The sequence below is a fragment of the Pseudomonas rhizosphaerae genome, assembly GCF_000761155.1.
Lineage (GTDB): Bacteria > Pseudomonadota > Gammaproteobacteria > Pseudomonadales > Pseudomonadaceae > Aquipseudomonas > Aquipseudomonas rhizosphaerae.
Window position 1 is genome coordinate 347,355 of sequence record NZ_CP009533.1, and the last position, 15,677, is coordinate 363,031.

12 protein-coding genes are annotated in these 15,677 nt (G+C 61.8%); 5 read left to right on the top strand and 7 right to left on the bottom strand.

Annotated elements, in window-relative coordinates:
* Nucleotides 1-408: 408 nt before the first annotated feature.
* The 4 genes from LT40_RS01635 to LT40_RS01650 form a co-directional block, all read right to left on the bottom strand.
* A complete protein-coding gene (locus LT40_RS01635; protein ID WP_043185638.1) occupies nucleotides 409-2,061 on the bottom strand; it encodes an AMP-binding protein in 1,653 nt (550 codons plus the stop codon).
* On the bottom strand, nucleotides 2,058-2,774 hold the full coding sequence (locus LT40_RS01640) for a nitroreductase (protein WP_237749279.1): 717 nt from the start codon (nucleotides 2,772-2,774) through the stop codon (nucleotides 2,058-2,060). Before LT40_RS01640 ends, LT40_RS01635 begins: the two co-directional genes overlap by 4 nt.
* A 36-nt stretch (nucleotides 2,775-2,810) precedes the next feature.
* Nucleotides 2,811-4,199, bottom strand: a complete 1,389-nt coding sequence (locus tag LT40_RS01645; RefSeq protein WP_052393201.1) for an MFS transporter — start codon at nucleotides 4,197-4,199, stop codon at nucleotides 2,811-2,813.
* Between the two features lie 231 nt (nucleotides 4,200-4,430).
* The gene (locus tag LT40_RS01650; RefSeq protein WP_043185644.1) at nucleotides 4,431-5,456 is read right to left on the bottom strand and encodes an AraC family transcriptional regulator; all 1,026 of its coding nucleotides are present in this window, start codon (nucleotides 5,454-5,456) and stop codon (nucleotides 4,431-4,433) included.
* A gap of 214 nt (nucleotides 5,457-5,670) precedes the next feature.
* On the opposite strand from LT40_RS01650, the gene LT40_RS01655 reads away from it, so the two are divergent.
* Together LT40_RS01655 and LT40_RS01660 are read left to right on the top strand one after the other, a co-directional pair.
* Nucleotides 5,671-6,645 carry a quinone oxidoreductase family protein gene (locus tag LT40_RS01655; protein ID WP_043185646.1) on the top strand — a complete coding sequence of 325 codons (975 nt, stop codon included), beginning with the start codon at nucleotides 5,671-5,673 and terminating at the stop codon, nucleotides 6,643-6,645.
* Nucleotides 6,642-7,577 (top strand): LysR family transcriptional regulator, encoded by a 936-nt coding sequence (locus LT40_RS01660; protein WP_043185650.1) that lies wholly within the window; start codon nucleotides 6,642-6,644, stop codon nucleotides 7,575-7,577. The genes LT40_RS01655 and LT40_RS01660 overlap by 4 nt, the downstream gene beginning before the upstream one ends.
* A gap of 26 nt (nucleotides 7,578-7,603) precedes the next feature.
* Here the strand turns inward: LT40_RS01660 and LT40_RS01665 are convergent, their stop codons facing one another.
* A complete protein-coding gene (locus LT40_RS01665; RefSeq protein WP_043185655.1) occupies nucleotides 7,604-7,948 on the bottom strand; it encodes a hypothetical protein in 345 nt (114 codons plus the stop codon).
* Between the two features lie 604 nt (nucleotides 7,949-8,552).
* On the opposite strand from LT40_RS01665, the gene LT40_RS01670 reads away from it, so the two are divergent.
* The gene (locus LT40_RS01670) at nucleotides 8,553-9,200 is read left to right on the top strand and encodes a trypsin-like peptidase domain-containing protein (protein ID WP_043185657.1); all 648 of its coding nucleotides are present in this window, start codon (nucleotides 8,553-8,555) and stop codon (nucleotides 9,198-9,200) included.
* Nucleotides 9,201-9,294: 94 nt separating this feature from the next.
* On the opposite strand, the gene LT40_RS01675 is transcribed toward LT40_RS01670, so the two are convergent.
* Together LT40_RS01675 and LT40_RS20880 are read right to left on the bottom strand one after the other, a co-directional pair.
* The gene (locus LT40_RS01675) at nucleotides 9,295-9,756 is read right to left on the bottom strand and encodes a PA2169 family four-helix-bundle protein (RefSeq protein ID WP_043185659.1); all 462 of its coding nucleotides are present in this window, start codon (nucleotides 9,754-9,756) and stop codon (nucleotides 9,295-9,297) included.
* A 188-nt stretch (nucleotides 9,757-9,944) separates the two neighbouring features.
* Nucleotides 9,945-12,059 carry an ATP-binding protein gene (locus LT40_RS20880; RefSeq protein WP_052393203.1) on the bottom strand — a complete coding sequence of 705 codons (2,115 nt, stop codon included), beginning with the start codon at nucleotides 12,057-12,059 and terminating at the stop codon, nucleotides 9,945-9,947.
* Between the two features lie 236 nt (nucleotides 12,060-12,295).
* Here LT40_RS20880 and LT40_RS01685 point away from each other — a divergent pair, with 236 nt between their 5' ends.
* The gene (locus LT40_RS01685) at nucleotides 12,296-12,721 is read left to right on the top strand and encodes a cell wall hydrolase (protein ID WP_043193231.1); all 426 of its coding nucleotides are present in this window, start codon (nucleotides 12,296-12,298) and stop codon (nucleotides 12,719-12,721) included.
* A gap of 293 nt (nucleotides 12,722-13,014) precedes the next feature.
* Nucleotides 13,015-15,438, top strand: coding sequence for a glucose/quinate/shikimate family membrane-bound PQQ-dependent dehydrogenase (locus tag LT40_RS01690; RefSeq protein WP_043185660.1), 2,424 nt, complete (start codon nucleotides 13,015-13,017; stop codon nucleotides 15,436-15,438).
* The last annotated feature ends 239 nt before the right edge of the window (nucleotides 15,439-15,677 follow it).

Below are 15,677 nucleotides of genomic sequence, written 5' to 3' on the forward strand. Positions count from 1 at the left end.
CGCCGAGCAAAGGGCGAGGAAAGGGGAGTGGGGGCTGGATGAAATGCAGGCGGGAGGGGGTTAGGGCCTGATTTCACGTACCGACGACGCTGTCGGCTGAACGGGTGTCGAGCGTTTCGCTTGTGAACCGCAGCCGCATCGTTGGGGCCGGGTCACCCAGGGCGAGGAAGCCGCTGGGGGAAACAGAAGTCACGAAGCAAGTGACCTGATACAGAGAGCCAGATTGCTTGCCGATAATATTTCAGCAATAACCAGGCCATTAACGATAAGCACCTGATTTTAGTATGTTTTGCTCAATAGGCAGCTGTCAGACATGGCGCTGTTGGATTACCGAATGGGAATCCCGCACTCAAATCGAGCACGGGTGCCCGCCTTGGTAACATTCGAGGCAACACTTGCCGACGGTGCCTACCCCCCGGATGCAAGCCTTGAGATGGCCGCTCTGCTGCCGGCGCGTTCGCGCAGCAGGAATTTCTGAATCTTGCCCGTTGCCGTCTTCGGCAGTTCGGTAAAGATGACGTATCGCGGGCATTTGAATTTGGCCAGGCGCGTCTGGCAGAACGCTATGAGGTCTGCGGAGCTGGGTACGACAGCGCCTGCCTTGAGCTCGATGAAGGCACAGGGCACTTCGCCCCACTTGTCGTCGGGCTGGGCCACCACGGCAGCATGCAAGACGCTGGGATGGCAGTGGATGACATCCTCGATCTCGATCGAGGAGATGTTCTCACCGCCCGAGATGATGACGTCCTTGGAGCGATCGGTGATCTGCACGTAGCCGCCTTCATGCACCACCGCGACGTCTCCGGTGTGAAACCATCCTCTCTCGAATGCCTTGGCAGTGGCTGATGCGTTCTTCAGGTATCCCATCATTACAGTGTTGCCGCGCAGCAACAGCTCACCCGTGGTGACCCCGTCGTGCGGCACCGGGACCAAGGTGTCCGGATCGGCCACCATCAACCCCTCGAACGTCGCGGCCCTGGCGCCTTGTCGGACACGCAATGCGCGCTGCTCGCCATCGGTCAAGGCGTCCCAACCGTCTTGCCAGACACAACTGACAGGCGTACCGGACACTTCGGTGATCCCGTAGACGTGATCCACATCGAAGCCCAGGGCGACCACGGCGCTGAGCACCGATGCCGGCGGAGGGGAGCCGGCTGTCAGCACCCGGACAGGGGCACGCAGTGGTGCGCGATCACGTGCGTCGGCGATCATTGCCATGACCACCGGTGCGGCGCAGAAATGATCCACGCCGTGCGTATCGATCGCGTCGAACACGGCGTCGGCATTGACCTTGCGCATGCACACGTGGGTGCCTGCAGCCGCAGTGATCGCCCAGGTGAAACACCAGCCGTTGGCGTGGAACATCGGCAGCGTCCACAGATAACGTGGAGCGCGTGGCAGCGGCCAGTTGGTCATCTGCAACACGCTCATCAGGTAAGTTGCGCGGTGGCTGGTAACGACGCCCTTGGGATCCCCGGTGGTACCGGACGTGTAGTTCAGTGCAATGGGTTGCCACTCATCGACCGGCCAGACGCCTTCGAAATACGGGTCGCCGCTGGCGAGCAGTTCCTCATAGCCCACCACACCAATTGACGGGCCTAGGGGGGCGAAGGGGTCGTCGATGTCGATCACCATCGGTGGGTGTTCAAGTAACTCCAACGCAACGGCCACCATGCCTGCGTACTCGCGGTCCACCAGGATGGCCTTGGACTCGGCATGCTTGAGGATGAATGCCACCCCCTCGGCATCGAGCCTACAGTTGATGGTGTTCAGCACCGCACCGCACAGTGGTATGCCGAAGTGCGCCTCAAGCATCGCCGGCGTGTTGGGGCACAGGATAGAGACCGTGTCGCCGACGCCCAGCCCTCTGGCGACCAGTGCGCTGGCCAGACGCATGCAACGCTCGCGCGTCTGCGCCCAGGTCCGGGTGATCGATCCGTACACCACTGCAGCACGGGTCGGGTGGACCAACGCGGCTCTGTCCAGAAAACCCAGCGGTGTCAGCGGTAGATGATTGGCCGGGGTCTTGTCGAGGCGCTCGTAGAGGTCGGCAGGCGTCATGGGCGAGTTTCCTTGTTATTGTGGTGAAAGGTGGTGAACGTGCTCACCGCTTCGCGCTCTGTGACCAGGTCGTTCTCGACACTGGAGTCGTCGGCGTAGCCCAGGCTCATGCCGCACACCAGCATGTGCTCGTCGGGAATGCCGAGTACCTCGGCGATGACGTGGTGATATTTCAGAAAAGCGGCTTGGGGGCAGGTATGCAGACCACGGGCCCTGGCGGCCACCATCACGCTTTGCAGGAACATGCCGTAGTCCAGCAGGCTGCCTTGTTGAAGCACGCGGTCGATGGTGAATAGAAGGCCCACCGGTGCGTCGAAGAAGCGATAGTTGCGACCATGCTGTTCGTGCATGCGCTGCTTGTCGCCCTTGGCAATGCCGAGCAGTCCGTACAGCTCCCAGCCGACTTTCTTCTTGCGATCCAGATAGGGCGTCACCCACTCCCTGGGGTAGTACTCGTAGGGGTCGAGCAACGTGTCGGCGTACGCCGGGTTGTTGTCGATGTCCGCGATGGCGTTCGACAAACGCAGCTTCATGTCCCCGGTCACCACGTGAACGCGCCAGGGCTGCATGTTCACGCCCGTGGCGCAGAACCTAGCGACGTCGAGGATGCCCACCACGTCTTCATGTGCCACAGGGTCCGGCAGAAACGCCCTGATGCTGCGCCGAGAGGTAATGGCCCAGTCCACGGCCTGCGCCAGAAGCGGCGGGCTCATGGGGGGTTGTGACAGTCGATTCATACAGGCCCCGATTCAAGTGGGTTTGGATATCTCAGGATTCAGGGCAGCGGTGTGAGCGTTCGATGCCGAGCGCTTCGCCGAGCGTGTCTGGGAGGAATCGGCAAGCGACTGGTTGATCAGGGACACCGCGACGGCACCGATCAGCCCGGCAAGTGCAATGGCCATGAAGTTTTGCTCCAGGGGCAAGTGCATGGAGATCAGCCAACCGATCAGCACGGGGGCGACGATTGCGCCTATCCGTCCCACGCCCGATGCGAAGCCCACACCGGTGGCCCTGATGGTCGAGGGGTAGAAATCCCCGGCGTAGGCGTAGGCCAGCAATTGCGTGCCCAAGGTCGACGCGCCCACCGTGAACACCACCGCATAGAGCAGGGCAGGCGAGCGTGTGTAGGCAAGAGTGACCAGCGCCAGTGCGCCGATCACGTAAAAGCACACCAGTACGCGCTTGATGTTGAACCTGTCGCCTAGCCAGCCACCGCCCAATGCACCGGCGATTGCGCCAACGTTGAACACGATCACGAAATTGAGCGCCGAGCCCAGGCTGAACCCCGCCATCGCCATCAACTTGGTCAACCAGGAATTGAGCGCATAGACCATGAACAGCCCGGTCATGAACGCCGCCCAGATCATGACCGTGCTGAAACCGCGACCATCGGCGAACAGATTGCGCACGGGAGAATCCTGTTGGTCGAGTATCTCGGGGTTGCCCGCCATCACCGTGTCTTCGGAGATCGAATGGTCAGGGTCGAGCTTTCGCGCAATGTCTCGGAGTTGTTTCTGCTGACCCTGTTTGAGCATGTAGCCGATGGAGTCGGGCATGGTCTTGAGAATGAACGGGATCAATACCACAGGAAGGGCGGCAACGTAGAACACCCATTGCCAGCCATGACTTTCGATGAGCTGTTTGGCGGTGAGGGCAACCAGGATGCCGCCGACCGAGTAGCCGGCAAACACCAGCGTCACCAGGCGTGTGCGCAGTTTCAAAGGCGAGAACTCACCCATCTGCGCCGTGCAGATAGGCAGGACGCCACCAATGCCCAGCCCCGCGATAAAACGCATGATGCTGAAACTGATGGGGTCGTTGGTCAGCCCGGCGCCGGCGGTGAACAGGCTGAACAGCGCGACGCAGATAGCGGTCATCTTCGGGCGCCCGATGCGATCGGCCAGGGTGCCGAGGAAGATCGCACCGAGCATGGTTCCGAACAGCGCCGAGCCGGCCATGATGCCCGCACTGGTCGCTTCGATGTTCATGTCCTTCATGATGGCCGGTAGCGCCGCACCGACGACGGCGAGGTCATAGCCATCGATGACGAGTATCAGCACGCACCAGAACAGGATCAAACCGTGAAATCGGTTGAACCTCGAATCTTTTGCGAGGGCGAATACGTTGACTGACTGCATAGCGTGTCTCCTTCGGTTTTATTCTTGTTTTGAAGTGCACAGGTGTTCTATCGACCAGGCCACGGACGGGGCCATGGCTCGCGTTTGAATATCCTAGGCGCAGGCGTGGAGTAGGCCCATGTCCAAAGTCATCGTTATGACTGAGGTGTTTGGACACTTCCAAAACCGGGAGCAAGCAGGGCAGGCATGCTGCTTATCGATTGGCGAGAACCATGAAACCAGGAAGCCCTGTCAGGCCTGCGATTCATCGGTCCCGGTGCGGCGATAGCATCCAGGACTTACGCCCGTCCACTTCTTGAATGCCCGATGGAAAGCGCTGGCATCCTGAAAGCCGGTCTGCAGCGCCACCTCGTTGACCGTCAGCTCTTCGCGGCCCAACAGATGAATGGCCATGTCCCGGCGCAGATCGTCTTTCAAGCGCTGGTAGTTCAAGCCTTCGAGTTGAAGCCGTCGCTGCAGGGTCGAACTCGAAGTGCCCAGCGTTTTTGCCAACCTGTCGAATTCGGGCCAGTCTTCAGGATGCATACCTCGAAGCCTCTGGCGGACTTTCGCGCCAGTGCTTTCATCGTTGCGGTACTTGACCAGCAGGTTGCCAGGCGACTCGTCCAGAAAGCTCGCCAGGTGTGCAGGCGTTTGAACCACCTTGAGGGCCAAGAGACTGCGATCGATCCGCACGGCGGTCTGGGTGGCTCCGAACGTCAAGGACTCGCAAAAGCGCAGGCGGTAGTCGCTGTCATCCGCCGGCTGGGCCGGCCGGAAGCTGATGCCCTGGATCGGCAGCCGTCGGCCGCCCAGCCAGCAGAGCAACCCATGCACGAGAATGAGCCAGGTGCCGTAGCTGAACAGGCGCCTCTCGATGCCGCAATCATGAATGATCAGAACCGCCCAATCCCCTTCGTATGTCAGCTCGCCGTGGATATCGTCCAGCGCCATGCGCAGAAACGCCAGAATCCGACGCAACGCCTGTTCAAGGGAGTGACAGCTCAGGGCGACATGGCACAGCAGGCGGAAGCTGCCCCGGCGCAAGGGATGGCTGTCGATGGCGAAAAACTCGTCGTCCAGCACATCGGCAAGAGCGATCCAGAGTCGAGAAAACGCCACCGCGGAAACTCTCGCCTGGGGCGCATCGAGCAATCCCGGGTCGATGCCTGCTGCCCGCAGCACTGGCTGCACATCGACACCGCGCTGCAGGGCGCCGAACAGGGCTTCGTGCACCAGACTCATCGACGTGGTGCCTTTGTCTGCGATTACTGCCATGACCTGTCCATGTAAGCACTCCGCACCCGTGTTGAACCGCGCTTTGCAAGCTAAACAAACTTGAAAGTGCAGGCAATCGGCACTTCAACACGGGTCAAATAATTATTGGCCAATTGCTGCGCCTCATGCAGGTATATACTGCAATTCCACCGTCTTGTAGAACGCCGAGTGAGTTTCCATACTCGGTCACCCTTATGACCGACTGGAGAACCCCATGGCCGCAGTGATCCGTTTCAATCAACCGGGCGAACCTTCCGTGCTGTGGGAGGACACTGTGGCCGAGCAGGCGCCGGGGGAGGGGCAGGTGTGGCTGCAGCAGGCGGCCATTGGCGTGAATTACCTCGACGTCACCCAGCGCAACGGTGCGGTCAAGCTGCCGCTGCCATCCGGCCTCGGCCTGGAAGGCGCCGGCACCGTGGTTTCGGTGGGGCCTGGTGTCACCCACGTGCAGCCGGGCGATCGCGTCGCCTATGCCACAGGCCCGCTGGGCGGCTATGCGGCGCAGCGGCTCTATCCTGCGGAACGTCTGGTGAAGCTGCCCGCTGGCGTCAGCTTCGAGCAGGCGGCGGCAGTACTGTTCAAGGGCATCACAGCGCAATACCTGCTCAAATCCACCTACCCCGTAGGTCCGGAAACGACGATGCTGCTGTACGGCGTCGCCGGTGGCCTTGGGCAGATCATGGGCCAGTGGGCCAAGCACCTGGGGGCGTACGTCATCGGCGTGGTGTCCAAACCTGAAAGCGTCGAACGGGCCAAGGCAGTGGGCTGCGACGAGGTGCTGGTGTTCGATGCAGCCACGCTTGCCGCGGATGTGGCGAAACTGACTCAAGGGCGCAAGGTCGATGTGGTCTACGACCCGATCGGGCGAATTTCCTTCGAGGCGTCCCTGGACAGCCTGCGCCCCCGCGGCTTGATGGTGTCGTTCGGTGCGTCCTCGGGCGCTACGGCTGCGGTCGAGCTGTCCACCCTCAATGGCAAGGGCTCGCTGTTCCTGACCCGGCCGTCGATCGTGGCTCATACGGCGTCCATTGCGGAATACCAGGAGCGCGCTGCCGACGTGATTGCAGCAGTCGAGGCGGGCATCATCACGCCGCGGATCTGGAAGACCTATCCGCTGGCCGAGGCTGCCCGTGCCCATGAGGCACTCGAGTCGGGGCAGTCGGCCGGAGCGATCATTCTGACGCCATGACCCCGGACCTGCTCGACAGTCAGCACAGCGACGAGATCGCCGCCTTCCTGGCCGTCGCCAGCCAGGGCTCGTTCGTGGCTGCCGGGCGCTTGCTTCAGCGTCATCCCACGGTGATTTCCAAACGCCTGGCCGCCATGGAAAAGCGGCTGGGTGTGCGGCTCATGGAGCGCTCGACACGCCAGGTGCGCATCACCGACGTCGGCGCGAAGCTGGAGCAGCGCTTGCGCTCGGCGCTGTCCCAGATCGTCGAAGCCGAGCAGCAGGCCACGTCCGGCGTGGCGCAGGTGCGCGGCGTCCTGCGCCTGGCGCTGCCGGCGGCCATGGGACGCCTGTGGGTGGCGCCGCTGCTGCCTGATTTTCTAAGCGCGCACCCTGGCGTGTCGATCATTGCCGACTACAGCGAACACGTCGTCGACATCATCGAGCAAGGGTATGACCTGGCCTTGCGCATCGGTGAGCTGGAAGACAGCCGATTGATCGCCAACAAGCTCTGCGACCATCGCCGCCTACTCTGCGCGTCTCCCGCCTACATTGAACAGTTTGGCATGCCGCTGACACCGGGCGATCTGGTACGGCACAACTGCCTGCGCTTCAGCGGGCTGGCTTCGTTTCCGGAGTGGCGGCTGCACCATGCACAGCGCCAGGAGAGCGTGACGACCCAGGGCACCCTGACCTCCAACGACAGCGAAACCCTGCTCAGCGCTGCATTGGCGGGCACGGGCATTCTCGGCGCTGGCGAATGGTTGATGAGCCGTCAGCTGGCGTCGGGCGAACTGGTTCAGGTACTGCCCGACTGGCGGCTCGACTCGGAGGGCGGGGTCTATTTGATACGGCCTTCCTCGAAATTCCCGGCGGCCACGGTCCTCGCATTCAAGGCGTGGATCGAATCCAGATTCGCCAGTGGGCCGCCTTGGGGGTTGCTACATCCGTAGCGCTGCCATGTCAGTGAATGATCCAGTCAAACGATTTGTCCTGACGCCAGCGAGTCGGTAAACGGCATTGGCCCCTCGACGCTGGCGCGTTGCGCCATCATCAGGCCGCGGATCTTGTTCTTCACTTCAGTCAGTTCGACATGGGCGGCGGACAGATCGCGTTGGTAGGAAGCCAGCAGGTGCAGTGCCTGGTCGCGCTGCAGTGCGGTGACGCCATGGATTTCCACCAGTTTGGCGATATTGGCCCGCGCTCGGCGCAATTCGCTTGCCACCTCTTCGTACTCGGCCTGCACTAGGTCGGCCTGCTGCTTCCACATCTGTGCTTCGGTGGGCACGCCCAGGCACCCGAAGTCTTCTTCTTCTCTGTCCATGTCACTGCTCATAACTACTGGTTGCGCATACAGTAGTTCAGCCAGCACTCGGGCTCAAGAGAACGGCGACGCACGGGGGCTAATACCATGTTCTCCTTGCGTTGAACCGCGTGGGCGGCAGGCGTTCAGCTAGAGCGCTCGGCTTGGAAAGGGCGGAACCACGTCACAGTAGTATCACATTGATATTAAAGACTTGGAAAACTCGACCGATACCCCTATCACTGAGCAACGGCAGAAAATGGCTATGTGCCACTATTTGTGTTGTCAGTTTGCAATGAGTGATGGCACAATGTCATCACTGGTCATTACGTCCCCTGAATCGAGGGTCGTAGTGCCTTGGTTGGTCCGGCATGGCACGCAAAGCCTATAAAGACATTGCGTTCATGTCCGCTGACACCCGATCACGCTGTCAATCACGATCCGACAGGATCGCCAGGGAACAATGGCGGCCTGGATCACCGCGTAGCGCTATATGAATGCGCCGGTATCCAGGGTCTTTACAAACACTCGCGCAAGCGAACCTATTCTCATCCAGAGGGGTGAGAACCACGCAAGCAAGGTTGCTTTTATAATCCCAGAAATGGGATTGCTACATTGGAACACAATGAATCGATCTATCTGCCTGACGCTCGGTCTGCTTCTTTCCGGCTGTAATGGCATCCCAACTCCCTTTGTCAGCGATGCCGCCTACAAAGACGCTTTCATGGTCACCTCAAGCCTTCCCGCCCCTCTCCTGTATCAGGCCTCGGCCGTGCAATGGAACGAGGACTACGCAGTTTCCGCCAAGCACACACCTTACCTCAGTGACGTTGCGCACCGGGGTCGTGGCGATGTGGTCTTCATCAAGCGCAAGGCCCCTTCGGCACCGCACTGGCGCCAGGCCTCGGTCGGCGAGAGCGTCACTGCCGTCGGTTACAGCCCGTTGCTGATGCCCGTCAAAGGCAGCGGTCACGTGAAGGAGGGCAAGCTGATGCTCAAGAACCTGAACGATGGCGTGCTCTATTCCATCCATGATGGTCCGAGTGCCATGGGCATGTCGGGCGGTCCGGTGTATGCCGATGATGGCTCCGTGGTTGGCATGACGGTGGCCTTCGTGCCCACGCGCTATACCGAGTCCATGACCAACACCGATCTGGCCGATGCCAAACGCGTGAGCGTGTTCATGAGCTACAAGGAAATCGAGAAGGAATGGCGTCGCTTTCAGGGTGACGTCAAGGTACCGGCCCCGGTTGCAGGCTACGTGATACGTTGAATGGGTTGCGCAAGGGCAGGAGTGTTGTCGAGGCGGGGGGCGTGGCAGGAGAAGCACGGCTCGGGCGGCCTTGGCAGCCGCCCGAGCCCTTCACTCATTTCTGAGCGCGAGCTGCGTCACGCAGGGCCTTGATCTTGTCATGGTTGCGCATTACGCCTTCGAATTGCTTCTGGATCAGGGCGTGTGCCTCAGGGGTCACGTCCTTGTTTTCCAGAGCCTTGGTGTAGCTTTTCTTGGCTACGTCTTCGCCACGCTCGGCTTCGTTGAGCAGGGCAACGTCGTCTTTGCCAGTGATGGCCGACTTCAGGTCGACCCAACGGCGGTGCAGGTCGCCAGCAACGCTGGTGGTGGTTTCAGCCTCGCCACCCAGTTGACGGACGTAGGCTTGCAGCTCGGCAGCGCCGGAGGCGGTGTCAGCGGCAGCGGTGGTGAAAACGCCTTTGAGCTCGACGTTCTTGGTGTTCTCGGCGAGATCCTTGAAACCAGCCTCACCATCTTTCGATGTCTCGATGAGGTCGTTGAGTACCTTGATCGTTTCTTTATGAGCGTCGGTCATTTCAAAATCTCCGTGATGGACGGTCTGGCTCAGACCCAAGAGGCAGCCATGGCGTATGCATGGTACGTACGCTGTGATTAGGTAGCCCTGTTCTGCCGAAGGTTCCGATTTTTTTGCGATCGATGTGCGAAAGAGGGCTCGAGTCCGCCCGTCCAAGGTCGCTTGGATTCCCCAGACGTCCCGGAAACTCAGGGGCTTGGCGCTGTCGCGTCAGCCAATTGCCGGACCAGCTTATCCAATTCGTCGAGTTCGAACGGTTTGCGCAGTACTACTGCCCCGGCAATGGCGTCCAGCGCCAGAGTGTCGGCGTAACCGCTGATGAAGATGATTGGTAACTGCGGAACGAACTGGCGGGCCTTGCGTGCCAGTTCGGCGCCGTTCATCTCCGGCATCAGGAAGTCGATGACGGCCACGGCGCACTGCGTGTGTCCCAGTATCGCCAATGCCTTGCTGCCGCGATCGACTTCGAGCACCTGATAGCCTCGGCCACGCAGGTCGTCCACCAGCACCGTGCGCACTGCATCGTCGTCGTCGACGATCAGCACGGGGTGGGCGAGGGGGGTGGACGGCGCAGTCACCAACGTTGGCACCGCACCCAGCGAGGATGCCCGTGGCCGCTCGGCCGCCGGCAATACCAGCTCGAACGTCGAGCCCTGGCCCGGTTCACTGGTGATCTTCAGATCCCCGCCGCATTGACGGCACAGGCCGTAGACCTGTGCCAGACCCAGGCCGGTGCCGCGCCCGGATTCCTTGGTGGTGAAAAACGGCTCGCACGCCTTGGCCAGGACCTCTGGTGACATGCCAGTGCCGCTGTCGCTGACATGGATCGATACCGTGGGCGGCACGCCCGGTGGAGTGGTCGGCGAGCATTTGACGGTGAACCAACCGCCTTCGGGCATTGCATCCCTGGCGTTCAGGGCCAGGTTGAGGATGGCCATTTCCAACTGCAAGGGGTCGGTGCTGACGAACAGGCTGCGGTTTGGCGTCTGCATGTCGATGTTGATGTCCGGTCCCAGCGCGTTGCCGACCAGTTCGAAAGCAGCGGTGACGGTATCGGCGAGGTTCACCGCCGATACATTCAGCCGCTGGGTGCGTGAGAACGCCAGCAACTGCCCGGTCAGGCGAATGCCTTTTTCCGTGGACAGCGTGGCCCGCGTCACGTACTTCAATGCCTTGGGATCGCTTTCGACGTGGCGATGGAGCAATTCGAGGTTGCCGGAAATGCCCATCAGCAGGTTGTTGAAATCATGGGCGATGCCCCCTGTCAGTTGCCCCACTGCGTCCAGGCGCTGGGCACGGTTCATTGCCTGTTCGGCAACGATGCGTTGTGCCGACTCCTGTTCCAGTTCGACTCGCTTCTGGTCCAGCTCCAGTTCCAGTCGCTGCCTGATGGTGGTTTCCAGGCGGCGCTGCTTGAGCCGTTGCAGGTCCAGGCGGGCGGTGACTCGGCCGTCCTTGATGATCAGGATGACCAGCGGCATGAACACCGTGGCTACCACCAGCGCCAACGCCGCAGGCGCGCCGATGGCCTGAGCGTTGATGGCCGACAGCAACATCCAGCCGATTACCGGCAGGATGGCGGTCAGCAGCAACTGGCGACGGGTCACGGCGCCGGCACGATTGCTCAGCGTGACCACGTTCAACCAGCCCTGGTCGGCCTGGAACAGCATCATCGACACTGCCAGGCAGACCAGTGCCAGGGCCGTGTGCACCGCCATGGCGTTGAACAGCAGCACCGAGTACAGGTCTTTCACGCCATAGGCATAGCCCAGCAGGCCGATGCCGGCCACACCGAAAGCCAGCAGGGCAAGCACGTCGCAGGCCTTGTGGCGACCGCCGAGCTGAGCCATGCGGGCCACGGCCAGCAGCGCCAGGCAGGTTGCCGTGGCGGGTGAAACGTTGCCGATGACCAGGCTTGATGGCGCAAACAACCAATCGTTGACCGGATGACTGAAAATGTCTGCGCCGGTGAGCAGGTGCGCGCCCAGCAAGGCAAAAGCGATGCTTGCGGCGACTCCGGCGAGTAGCCAGCTGGGTCCCGCGCGGCGTCCCAGAAGGTTGGAAAGCGCCAGTCCGCAAAGGGCCATGGCGGTCAACGGCGACATGCCCCTCAAACCTGGAATCAAATGGTTCAGCAGGGGTTCACCCAGGGTGTACTCGCACAGCGCTGTGGCACCGGTAAGCAGCGTCACCCATGCCAGCAATTTGGCGACCCACCTGACCGAGGTGGCGGCGTGCAGACGGCTCAATCCCCAACCAGAGGTCTGTGCTCCGGTGTCCAGGTTGTCGTCGGGAGCAGGCATCGGCACTGGGCCTCCGTGGTTGCGTGGGTGATCGAGGGCAGATCGGTGTGCAGCCATTGCAACCTGGCCATGTCCTTTGTAGAGCCAACGCCGCCAAGTCTCAAGCGTTTGGCGATGTTCATCACTGCGAGAAGCTAGGCCCCCAACTGGACAGGCGGGGAATCGTTGCCAACTGGCAAACCCCTGTGCAGCCCAGCAATCTGGCAATGCCCGGCCGTTCATACGCAGAGATCAGCATGATACACATTCAACAGGTACACGATGTCGTTGCACGAACGCTGTGGGGCGAGGCCCGTGGCGAAGGCATCGCAGGCCAGATCGCCGTGGCGTGGGTCATCCGCAACCGTGTGCATGACACCCATGCGCGATCGTGGTGGGGCGAGGGCTACATCGGCGTGTGCCGCAAACCCTGGCAGTTCAGTTGCTGGAACCTGCGCGATCCCAACTACCCCTACGTCAGCGGTGCTCGTCCCATTGCGCCAGCGCAATGGGCGCAAGCCCTGGCGGTGGCCGAGCAGGTCGTGGCGGGCCGCGTGGCAGACCCTACCGACGGTGCCACCCATTACCACGCCGTGAGCCTATGCCCACCTCCGGCCTGGACCAAAGGCGCCAACTGCACGCTCGTGCTGGGCGGTCATGCGTTCTTCAAGGACGTGCCGTGAGCCAAGGCATGGCTTGGCAACTCTACCCAGTGTTACCGCCTCTGCAACAGTGTTTCGCCATGCAGCGCTATGGCGATTTGTCGCAGTTGGGGGTTTTTTTTGATATCGTTGCGTAACTAACTAATTAGTTAATGCTGTAGCGGCGCCTGGTTCCTTGCTGGGGACATCGACGGGCAGCCGCACAGGTCGTGGAACCATGTCACCCATCGTGTCATGACAAGCGTGTCTTACAGGCTTGCCTACACTGTGTTCGACCTTCCAGAAACGTTCATGCGTCAACAGGATCATGCAACATGACTAAGCCTCAACCTTCGCCATCGGTGCGCCGTTGGCCCATCTGGGCCGCTGCCTTGGGCGTACTCGTATTCGGACTGCTCTACCTGGCAGGCGGCGGCTACCTTGCCGCGCTGGGCGGGAGTTGGTACTTCCTGCTGGCCGGACTGGGCATGACCGTCGCCGCCATCGCCCTGTTCAAGTCACGCCTCTTGGGCGCCTGGCTGTTCGCCGCCGTCATGGTGCTGTCGGTGATCTGGGCACTGGTCGACGCCGGGCTGAACTTCTGGCCACAGATTTCCCGTCTGTTCGCCCCGGCCGTCTTGAGCCTGGTGGTGGCACTGGCCTATCCGACCTTGCGTCGCGCCAATGGCCTCAATGGCGGGCGCGCTGGCTATGTGCTCGGCGCCGTGCTGGCGGTGGCGGTGGTTGCCGGCGGCGCCGGCATGTTCGTGCCGCACGCTTCGGTCTCGCCGACCGGTGAAGGCCCGGGCCTGACCCAGGTCAACCCAGCCAGCGCGCAGAAAGACTGGGCCCATTACGGCAACGACGAAGGCGGCAACCGCTTCGCCGCCCTGGACCAGATCAACCGCGACAACGTCGCCAGCCTGGTACCGGCCTGGACCTACCACACCGGTGACGTCGCCATCAGCAACGGCAACGGCGCGGAAGACCAGGCCACACCGCTGCAGGTGGGCGACAAGGTCTTCGTCTGTACACCGCACAACAACATCATCGCGCTCAACGCCGACACCGGCAAAGAGCTGTGGAAAAACGAGATCAATGCCCAGGCTGCGGTCTGGCAACGTTGCCGCGGCCTGGCGTATTTCGACGCCAGCAGCCCAGTGGTTGAGTCCAGTGAAGGCAACACGCCGGTCCAGGCCGTGTCGGTCGCGCCCGGCGCCAACTGCCAGCGTCGCCTGCTGACCAACACCATCGATGCGCGTCTGATTGCCATTGACGCCGACACCGGCGAGTTCTGCCAAGGCTTCGGTACCAACGGCCAAGTGGATCTGAAAGCCGGCCTGGGCAGTGTCCCGGATGCCTACTATCAGTTGTCGTCCGCGCCGTTGATGGCGGGCACTACCGTAGTGGTCGGCGGCCGCGTCGCCGATAACGTGCAGGCCGACATGCCCGGTGGCGTGATCCGTGGTTTCGACGTGATCACCGGCGAAATGCGCTGGGCCTTTGACCCTGGCAATCCTGAAGACAAGCAAGCGCCTACCGGCGACAACACTTACGTACGCAGCACGCCCAACAGCTGGGCACCGATGTCGTACGATCCGAAGATGAACACCGTGTTCCTGCCCATGGGCAGCTCGTCCACCGACATCTACGGTGTCGAGCGTACGGCGCTGGATCACCGCTACGGTGCTTCGATCCTGGCGCTGAACGCGACCACGGGCGAGGAGAAGTGGGTCTATCAGACCGTGCACAACGATCTGTGGGACTTCGACCTGCCGATGCAGCCCACCTTGATGGACTTCCCCAAGCCCGATGGCAGCAGTGTGCCAGCGGTGGTGATTGGTACCAAGGCCGGGCAGATCTATGTGCTGGACCGCGCCACCGGTCAACCGCTGACCGCCGTGCAGGACATTCCGGTCAAGGGCTCGGACATTCCTGGCGAACCCTATGCCAAGACCCAGCCGTTGTCGGTAGGCATGCCGCAGATCGGCGCGCAACACCTGACCGAATCGGACATGTGGGGTGCCACGCCGTTCGACCAGATGCTGTGCCGTATCTCCTTCAAGAAGATGCGCTATGAAGGCTTGTACACCGCGCCGGGCACCGATGTGTCGCTCAGCTTCCCAGGTTCCCTGGGTGGGATGAACTGGGGCAGCCTGTCGACCGATCCGGTACATGGCTTCATCTTCGTCAACGACATGCGCCTGGGCCTCTGGGTGCAGATGGTGCCGCAGCAGAAGGACGCCAAGGCATCTTCGGGTGGCGAAGCGCTGAACACCGGCATGGGTGCGGTGCCGCTCAAGGGCACGCCGTATGCGGTGAACAAGAACCGCTTCCTGTCCATCGCCGGCATTCCGTGCCAGGCGCCGCCGTTCGGCACCTTGACCGCGATCGACATGAAGACCCAGAAAGTCGCCTGGCAAGTGCCCGTCGGTACCGTGCAAGACACCGGTCCGCTGGGTGTGAAGATGGGCCTGCCGTTGCCGATCGGCATGCCGACGCTGGGTGGCACGCTGTCGACCCAGGGTGGTCTGGTGTTCATTGCCGGTACCCAGGACTACTACCTGCGCGCGTTTAACTCGGCCACCGGTGAAGAGGCCTGGAAAGCCCGTCTGCCGGTTGGCAGCCAGGGCGGTCCGATGACCTTCGTCTCGCCCAAGACCGGCAAGCAGTACGTGGTCATCACCGCTGGCGGCGCGCGCCAGTCCCCAGACCGCGGCGACTACGTGATCGCCTACGCACTGCCCGACAAGAAGTAAGTAACCCGCCCATCGCCGCTGCCACACCCCTGTAGCAGCGGCGCAAGCCGCGTCATCGGTATACGCGGTGAACCAGGCAAACCGCGTCGCGTTTTTCGCGGCCACAGACCGCTCCTACAGGGTCGGTGGCGATGGTGTTTGTGGGAGCGGTCATCGGCCGCGAATCGGCGACGCGGTGAACCAGGCAAACCGCGTCGCGCCTTTCGCGGCCACGGACCGCTCCTACACGATCAGCGCAC

Coding starts and splice junctions, on each gene's coding strand:
- LT40_RS01635 (WP_043185638.1), bottom strand. CDS start 2,061: ATGACGCCTGCCGACCTCTACGAGCGCCTCGACAAGACCCCGGCCAAT.
- LT40_RS01640 (WP_237749279.1), bottom strand. CDS start 2,774: ATGAGCCCGCCGCTTCTGGCGCAGGCCGTGGACTGGGCCATTACCTCT.
- LT40_RS01645 (WP_052393201.1), bottom strand. CDS start 4,199: ATGCAGTCAGTCAACGTATTCGCCCTCGCAAAAGATTCGAGGTTCAAC.
- LT40_RS01650 (WP_043185644.1), bottom strand. CDS start 5,456: ATGGCAGTAATCGCAGACAAAGGCACCACGTCGATGAGTCTGGTGCAC.
- LT40_RS01655 (WP_043185646.1), top strand. CDS start 5,671: ATGGCCGCAGTGATCCGTTTCAATCAACCGGGCGAACCTTCCGTGCTG.
- LT40_RS01660 (WP_043185650.1), top strand. CDS start 6,642: ATGACCCCGGACCTGCTCGACAGTCAGCACAGCGACGAGATCGCCGCC.
- LT40_RS01665 (WP_043185655.1), bottom strand. CDS start 7,948: ATGGACAGAGAAGAAGAAGACTTCGGGTGCCTGGGCGTGCCCACCGAA.
- LT40_RS01670 (WP_043185657.1), top strand. CDS start 8,553: ATGAATCGATCTATCTGCCTGACGCTCGGTCTGCTTCTTTCCGGCTGT.
- LT40_RS01675 (WP_043185659.1), bottom strand. CDS start 9,756: ATGACCGACGCTCATAAAGAAACGATCAAGGTACTCAACGACCTCATC.
- LT40_RS20880 (WP_052393203.1), bottom strand. CDS start 12,059: ATGCCTGCTCCCGACGACAACCTGGACACCGGAGCACAGACCTCTGGT.
- LT40_RS01685 (WP_043193231.1), top strand. CDS start 12,296: ATGATACACATTCAACAGGTACACGATGTCGTTGCACGAACGCTGTGG.
- LT40_RS01690 (WP_043185660.1), top strand. CDS start 13,015: ATGACTAAGCCTCAACCTTCGCCATCGGTGCGCCGTTGGCCCATCTGG.